Source organism: Streptomyces sp. NPDC054840 (assembly GCF_053611065.1).
On sequence record NZ_JBSGZP010000452.1, the window covers coordinates 1 to 6,167 of the forward strand.

Annotated in this window: 6 protein-coding genes; 4 read left to right on the forward strand and 2 right to left on the reverse strand. The window is 70.9% G+C overall.

The genetic code is table 11. The features are described 5' to 3' along the window. Both ACWGIU_RS26585 and ACWGIU_RS26590 read left to right on the forward strand, forming a co-directional pair. On the forward strand, positions 1 to 641 hold a 641-nt coding region (locus ACWGIU_RS26585; RefSeq protein WP_453709827.1), incomplete at its 5' end, for an NmrA family NAD(P)-binding protein. Between the two features lie 62 nt (positions 642 to 703). Continuing rightward, the gene (locus ACWGIU_RS26590) at positions 704 to 1,714 is read left to right on the forward strand and encodes an AraC family transcriptional regulator (RefSeq protein WP_453709829.1); all 1,011 of its coding nucleotides are present in this window, start codon (positions 704 to 706) and stop codon (positions 1,712 to 1,714) included. A gap of 63 nt (positions 1,715 to 1,777) precedes the next feature. Here ACWGIU_RS26590 and ACWGIU_RS26595 read toward each other — a convergent pair whose 3' ends face one another. Continuing rightward, complete coding sequence (locus ACWGIU_RS26595) at positions 1,778 to 2,281, reverse strand: GNAT family N-acetyltransferase (RefSeq protein ID WP_453709831.1); 504 nt, start codon at positions 2,279 to 2,281, stop codon at positions 1,778 to 1,780. A 284-nt stretch (positions 2,282 to 2,565) separates the two neighbouring features. Here ACWGIU_RS26595 and ACWGIU_RS26600 point away from each other — a divergent pair, with 284 nt between their 5' ends. Beyond that, entirely contained in the window at positions 2,566 to 3,138 is a 573-nt protein-coding gene (locus ACWGIU_RS26600) for an anthrone oxygenase family protein (protein ID WP_453709833.1), read from the forward strand. Between the two features lie 128 nt (positions 3,139 to 3,266). On the opposite strand, the gene cpt is transcribed toward ACWGIU_RS26600, so the two are convergent. Further along, complete coding sequence (cpt, locus tag ACWGIU_RS26605) at positions 3,267 to 3,788, reverse strand: chloramphenicol phosphotransferase CPT (RefSeq protein WP_453709837.1); 522 nt, start codon at positions 3,786 to 3,788, stop codon at positions 3,267 to 3,269. A 121-nt stretch (positions 3,789 to 3,909) separates the two neighbouring features. Here cpt and ACWGIU_RS26610 point away from each other — a divergent pair, with 121 nt between their 5' ends. Continuing rightward, positions 3,910 to 6,081 (forward strand): hypothetical protein, encoded by a 2,172-nt coding sequence (locus ACWGIU_RS26610; protein ID WP_453709835.1) that lies wholly within the window; start codon positions 3,910 to 3,912, stop codon positions 6,079 to 6,081. The last annotated feature ends 86 nt before the right edge of the window (positions 6,082 to 6,167 follow it).

The following is a 6,167-nucleotide window of genomic DNA, read 5'->3' on the forward strand; positions in this document are numbered from 1 at the left end:
TGACCTACGACCCCGATCTCGCCTTCCCCGGGGCGGCCGCTCAGGTGACGGCCTTCGCGGCGGCGGCGGTGGCCGCCGGTGCCCGGCGCCTGGTGCTGCTGTCGGGGCGTGGCGAGGAGGCGGCGCGGATCAGTGAGGAAGGGCTGAAGGCGTCCGGCGCGGACTGGACGATCGTCCGGTCGAGTTGGTTCAACCAGAACTTCGACCAGAGCTTCTTCCTCGAATCAGTTCGGTCGGGAGAGATCGTGCTGCCGACGGCGGACGCGGTCGAGCCGTTCGTCGACACCGGTGACATCGCCGACGTGGTCGTGGCCGCGCTGACCGATGTCCGGCACATCGGGAAGACGTACGAACTGTCGGGGCCGCGCCTGCTGGGGTTCGAGGACGTGGCCGCCGAGCTCTCGAAGGTGACCGGCCGTCAGATCACCTATGCTCCCATCCCGATGGAGGACTATCGTGCGGTACTGCGGGAGAACGGGCTGCCGGAGGACTTCGCCGAGTTGTTCACCGTGATCCTTGACGGGCGCAACGCGCACCTCGTCAACGGGGTCGAGGAGGTGCTGGGGCGGCCGCCCCGGGATTTCTCGGACTTCGCCCGGGAGGCGGCGGCCACCGGCGTCTGGGACGTCCGGGCCGTCTGATGCGGACCCGCCGCGCCCGGGACCGTGCCGGGGTGTCGTTCCGTCGTGGGGAGGATGTGCGTATGGACATGCTGGCCGGTCTTCTCGCGGGCCCGCAGGCCCGGGGCGCGTTTCTGCTGAAGTCGGTACTCAACCCTCCGTGGTCGCTCCGGATCGAGGACCGTGCCCCGCTGTCGGTCGTGACCATGGTGCAGGGTTCGGCCTGGCTGCTGCCCGACGATCCGGGCGCCGAGCCGGTACGGATCGGCCCCGGGGACGTGGCCGTCGTACGGGGGCCCGAGCCGTACACGATCGCCGACCTGCCGGACACGCCCGTCCAGATCATGGTGGGGCCGGACCAGCGGTGCAGTACGCCGGAGGGTGAGGACGTCTCGGACTCGATGGCGCTCGGGGTGCGGACCTGGGGCGTCGCCCGCCCCGACGCCGGGGCGGCGGTGATGCTGAGCGGTACGTACCAGGCGCCGGGCGAGGTCGGCGGCCGGCTGCTGAGCGCGCTCCCCACGATCCTGGTGAGGCCGGCCGGGACCGCCGACTCCACCCTGATCACGCTCCTCGCCTCGGAGATCTCCAGCGAGGAGCCGGGCCAGGAGGTGGTCCTGGACCGGCTGTTGGACCTGCTGCTGATCGGGGTGCTGCGGGCGTGGCTCGCGGCACCCGGGTCCGGCGCCCCGGGCTGGTTCCGGGCACAGGGAGATCCGGTGGTGGGGCCGGCGCTGCGGCTGCTGCACGAGAGCCCGGCGCACGGGTGGACCGTGGAGGAACTGGCCCTGAAGGTGGGCGTCTCCCGGGCCTCGCTGGCACGCCGTTTCACGGAGGTCGTCGGCGAGCCGCCGGTCGGCTATCTGACCGGCTGGCGCCTGGCGCTGGCGGCCGATCTCCTGCGTGAACCGGACGCCACGGTCGAGATGGCGGCCCGCAAGGTGGGCTACAGCAGTGCCTTCGCCCTGTCCGCCGCCTTCAAGCGGGTCCGGGGTGTCAGCCCACGGGAGTTCCGCTCGGGGGCGACGGTGCCGGATGCGGCGATGGCACGGGCACCGCGCGGCACGGTCGTGCTCGGCCAGGCCGTTTCCTGAGACAGCATCCGCAAGAGACGGCCTCGTGCCTCGTGCCTCGTCCCCGTGCCCGGTGCCCCGGTCCTACGTCCGGTCCGGGACGAGGGAGAGCCTGGCGACGCGTTGGTCACCGCTGAGTTCGCCGGTGGGACGGAAACCGAGGCCGAGGTAGAAGGGCTCCGGGCTGTTCGTGCCGGTGTCCCAGCTGACGTACGCGTGCTGGATGCCCCGGGCCCGGATCTCTTCGCTGACAGCCTGGACGGCGAAGCGGCCGTAGCCCTTGCCCTGGTGGCGGGCGTCGATGTTGAGGCGCCAGACGCCGCTGCGACGGTCGTCGGGGCCGGCGGCCGGGTTCCAGAGGAAGTCGTGGAAGGCCATGACGAAGCCGACGGTCTCGTCGCCGTCGACGATGGCCCGGGGCCAGGCCGTCGCGGTGTGCACGTACGCCTCGGCGAGTGACTTCACCACGGGGGAGACCAGGTGGGCCTGGTCGGGGCGTATCTGTACCGCGCAGACCGCGTCGAAGTTGTCGGCGGTGACGGGTTCCAGGCGCAGCGGGCCCGGTGCGGGGGTGTTCGAAACCGGCATGGGACCAGCGTATCGCCGGCCCCGACACCCCCCGTCAGGTGGGGATCCGGCCTCGGGGCCGGTGTACCCCCCCGTGTGGTGTGCACGGGGCAGGTACACCCGGGAACGCGGGCAGCCATGGCTAAAGATTCACCCAAGGGGTCACCGAAACCCGACGGAAGATCGAACAGGTGATGTCACGATCGGTCGTTCACGTTCAGAACACGTCGCACCGCACCGCATCGCACAGCACCGCATCGCATCGCACCGTGCCGTATTGACTGTGGGAAGAGGACGAGAGTCGAATGACCATCAACCCGACGCCGCACGTTCCGACCCCGCCGCCGGCCTCGTCGACGACGCCGGGCCGACCGCAGAACACCCGGCTCGCCGCCACCCTGATCACACTGTCCACCGTCCTGGTGGGGCTGATGGCCGGGCTGTTCTTCGCCTTCGACGTCTCGGTGATGCCGGGGCTGGCGGCCGGTGACGAGCAGACGTACGTCACCGCGATGCGCGCCTTCAACAAGGCCATCGACGGCAATCCGCTCTTCGGATCGGTGTTCCTGCTGGCCCTGGTGGCGGCCGCCGCCTCGGCGGTCGTGGAGTACCGCGGCGGCCGACGCGCCACCGCCCTGTGGGTGGGGGCGGCCGCGGTCGCGTACCTCGTCGTCCTCGTGATCACCTTCGCCGTGAACATCCCGCTCAACAACGAGCTCGCCGACGCGGGCGCCGTCGAGCAGATGAAGGACTTCTCGATCGTCGAGCGGTTCAAGTCCACCTGGGTCACCACGAACATCCTCCGCACCCTGCTCTGCACCGCGGCCCTCACCGCGCTCGCCCGCGCGACGCTGCTCCACGGCCGCGCCACGCGCTGAGCGGCGCCGGCGTAGAGCGCACCCCAGCGCATCCGCGGAGGGGCCTGCCCGGCATCGCCGCGGCGGAGTGCCGGCCGCGGTGGTGCCGGGCGGCCGAGGAATCCCTCCGCCAGGACTCGCCGCGGGGATCAGGCGGCGTGGGAGGCGATGATCCGCGCACACTCCAGCGATTCGGTGCGCGTCGTGTTCACCTCGATGTCGTAGGTGACTCCCCGGTGCACGGAGTCGGCCTGCGCCGCGGCCATACCCCTGGCCCGGTCCCCGCGCGCGATCTCACGGCCCGCGGCGACCGCACTGTCGCACCGCACCCCGACCCACAGGACCGGCACCCCGCCCAGAGCCTTCTGCCACCGCTGCTGGGACGCCGCCCCACCGAGGAAGACGTCGTCGACGACGATCCGCGCGCCCGCACGGGCCATCGTGACGATCCCCTCCGTCCAGGCCTCCCCCAGCGCCCGGAAGGTCGCCCCGACGCTCACCGTGCCGTCCGCGGTGATCTCGATCCCCTCCTGCGCCGCCTGCATCGCGGCGGGCAGGGCGTCGACGAAGGCATCGCACCCGAACGCGAGCCACGGATCCGGCAGCACGGCCTGCAGACACCGCACGATCCCGGACTTCCCGGAGCTGGAACCACCGTTGAGAATGATCATCTGAGTCACCGGGCCACAGTAGGACGCCTTCCCTCCGGCACGGAACACCTTTCGGCGGACACCGCGCCGCCCTGGGGAAAACCGGGTGCGGCTGTCCGCACGGCCTTGGGATCATGCTGGAATGGTCCACCGACTCGACCCCTTGGTCCTCCGGCACACTCACCGCGTTCCCCGCCCCGCGGGACCCGCCGGGGAAGGCGCCGTCGCGGCGCAGCAGTTCGACGCCGCCCTGATGTCCGTGGGCTTCAAGCTCTCGGCACAGCTGCTCGAACACCTGTCAGGACTGTCCGAGGGGGCGGTCACCGACACCGCCGTACGGACGCTGGGCACCGTCCGCGAGATGGTCGGCGACCACGTTCAGCACAACGCGTACTTCATCGACTTCCCGGCCAACGTGCCGGACACCTTCGACTTCTGGATGCGGTGCATAGCCGAGGCGCTCGCCGACGACAGCACGCGCGAGGGCACACTGGAGCAGCTGAGCGCCGGTGTGGTGAACCTGCTCACCCTCCCCTCGTACGGGAACTACCGGCACACGTACGCCGAGATGCTGACCCACCACGACGAGCTGATCGCCGTGGCGGGCGACCGTATGACCGTCCTGCACCTCGGCGGCGCGCCGGACGACGAACTCACCTCGCTGTACCTGTCGTTGGCGGGCAGCACCACACCCCTGGGCGAGGACGGGCTACGGGAACTGCAGGACCTCGCCGGCCACTGCGCGGACGGACCGCAGCCCGCGGAGATCCCCGTGCGGGAGAACCGGGCCGTGGTCAACGTGGCGCGGCTGAAGGCCGGTTCGGGTCTGCTGCTGGACACGGTCACCGATGTGCTCCGCCTCGCCTGCGCGCTCGCGGGCGGCGACGTCGGCCTGCAGGAGCCGACGCGGCTGCGGGGCATCTCCCGTGCCGCTCGCCGGGCACTGCTCGGGGGCCTCGACGCGCTGGTCGGCGCGGCGCCCGCCAAGCTCGCCGACGTGCACGCGCACCGCGAGATGTGGAAACGGCTCGGCGAGCGGCTGCATCCGCACGAGTACCCGCAGTGGCCGCACGCGGCCGACGTGTTCGCCGTGGCCCGCGGCGAGAAGGCGGCACGCTCCTTCGACAGCCGGGTCGAGGAACTGCACGCCCACCTCGACCCCACCGGCGCGGCCGAGCTGCTGAAGGCCGCACCCGGCAAACTGTTCCGTTCCCTGGACCGGTTGCTGCGCTCCGCCTCCACGCGGGACGAGCGCGACGCGGTCGCGGCCGCCGCCGAGCAGGTCGTCCCCGACGTCTCCGGCCGCGTCCTGCTGTCGGTACGCCAGCACCTGCACAACCGCGGGGAGGCGACCGGCGAACAGCGGGTGTTCGTCAACCGCTCCGGCCGGGCCTGGGTCACCGAAGACACCCGCCCGCCGGTCTTCGCGCCCGAGTGCAAGCGGATGATCACCGCGATCGACGCGGAACTGCGCCGCCGGCTGCCCGCCGTAGACCACCTGCTGATCGACCCGGACGTACTGGACGTGGCGCTGCCGCTCAGCGGCAAGGCGACGGCGGCCGGGCTCGGGGTGCTGCCGCGCGGCTCGGTGTCCCGGGTCGACGGTGAACTGCTGCGCTTCTTCGTGTTCTGGAAGCAGACCGCGCGCAGCACCGACTACGACCTGTCGGCGGCACTGCTGGGCCCCGACTATTCGACCATCTCGTGGCTGTCGTACACCAACCTTCTCGACATCGGTGGCAAGCATTCCGGTGACATCACGAACGCGCCCGAGGGTGCCTCGGAGTTCATCGACCTGCGACTGGACGCGGTGCGCGGCACCTGCATCGTCCCGCAGGTCAACATCTTCTCCGGGGAAGGCTTCGAGGAGGTCCAAGAGTCCTTCTTCGGGTTCATGCTGCGCGGGGCCGATCAGGGAGGACGACCGTTCGAGCCGCGCACGGTGCGTATGAAGTCGGATCTGCGCGGTCCCGGCCGGGTAGCGCTGCCGCTGGTGTTCCTGCGGGGGGCCGACGGCCGGTGGCGCGCAAAGTGGCTGCACCTGTACCTGACGGGATCTCCGTCGTACAACCGGGTCGAGGACAACCGGGTGACGGTCGCGACGCTGATGCGCGCCATCGTCGAGCGCGAGCAGCTCACCGTCCGCTACCTCATCGAGCTGATGACGGGCAGCGCCACGACCGTGACCGTGTGGGACGGGAAGACGGTTCCGGCGGGACCCGTCACCTACATCGGCCTGGAGCGGCCCGAGAAGCTCCACCCGCGGTCCCGGATCGTCACCCCCGAAAATCTGCGTGACCTGATCCCCGCCTGACTGTTAACGTAGCCGTGGCGAGGCCATGAAGGGGCTTCCTTCTCAACACTCCTGAAATAGCCTCTTCGCTTTCCTCGCCGCCGACT

Bases quoted from the DNA above. Each gene is read 5' to 3' on its own strand.
- ACWGIU_RS26610 (WP_453709835.1), top strand. From the start codon at position 3,910: ATGGTCCACCGACTCGACCCCTTGGTCCTCCGGCACACTCACCGCGTT.
- cpt (WP_453709837.1), bottom strand. From the start codon at position 3,788: ATGATCATTCTCAACGGTGGTTCCAGCTCCGGGAAGTCCGGGATCGTG.
- ACWGIU_RS26595 (WP_453709831.1), bottom strand. From the start codon at position 2,281: ATGCCGGTTTCGAACACCCCCGCACCGGGCCCGCTGCGCCTGGAACCC.
- ACWGIU_RS26590 (WP_453709829.1), top strand. From the start codon at position 704: ATGGACATGCTGGCCGGTCTTCTCGCGGGCCCGCAGGCCCGGGGCGCG.
- ACWGIU_RS26600 (WP_453709833.1), top strand. From the start codon at position 2,566: ATGACCATCAACCCGACGCCGCACGTTCCGACCCCGCCGCCGGCCTCG.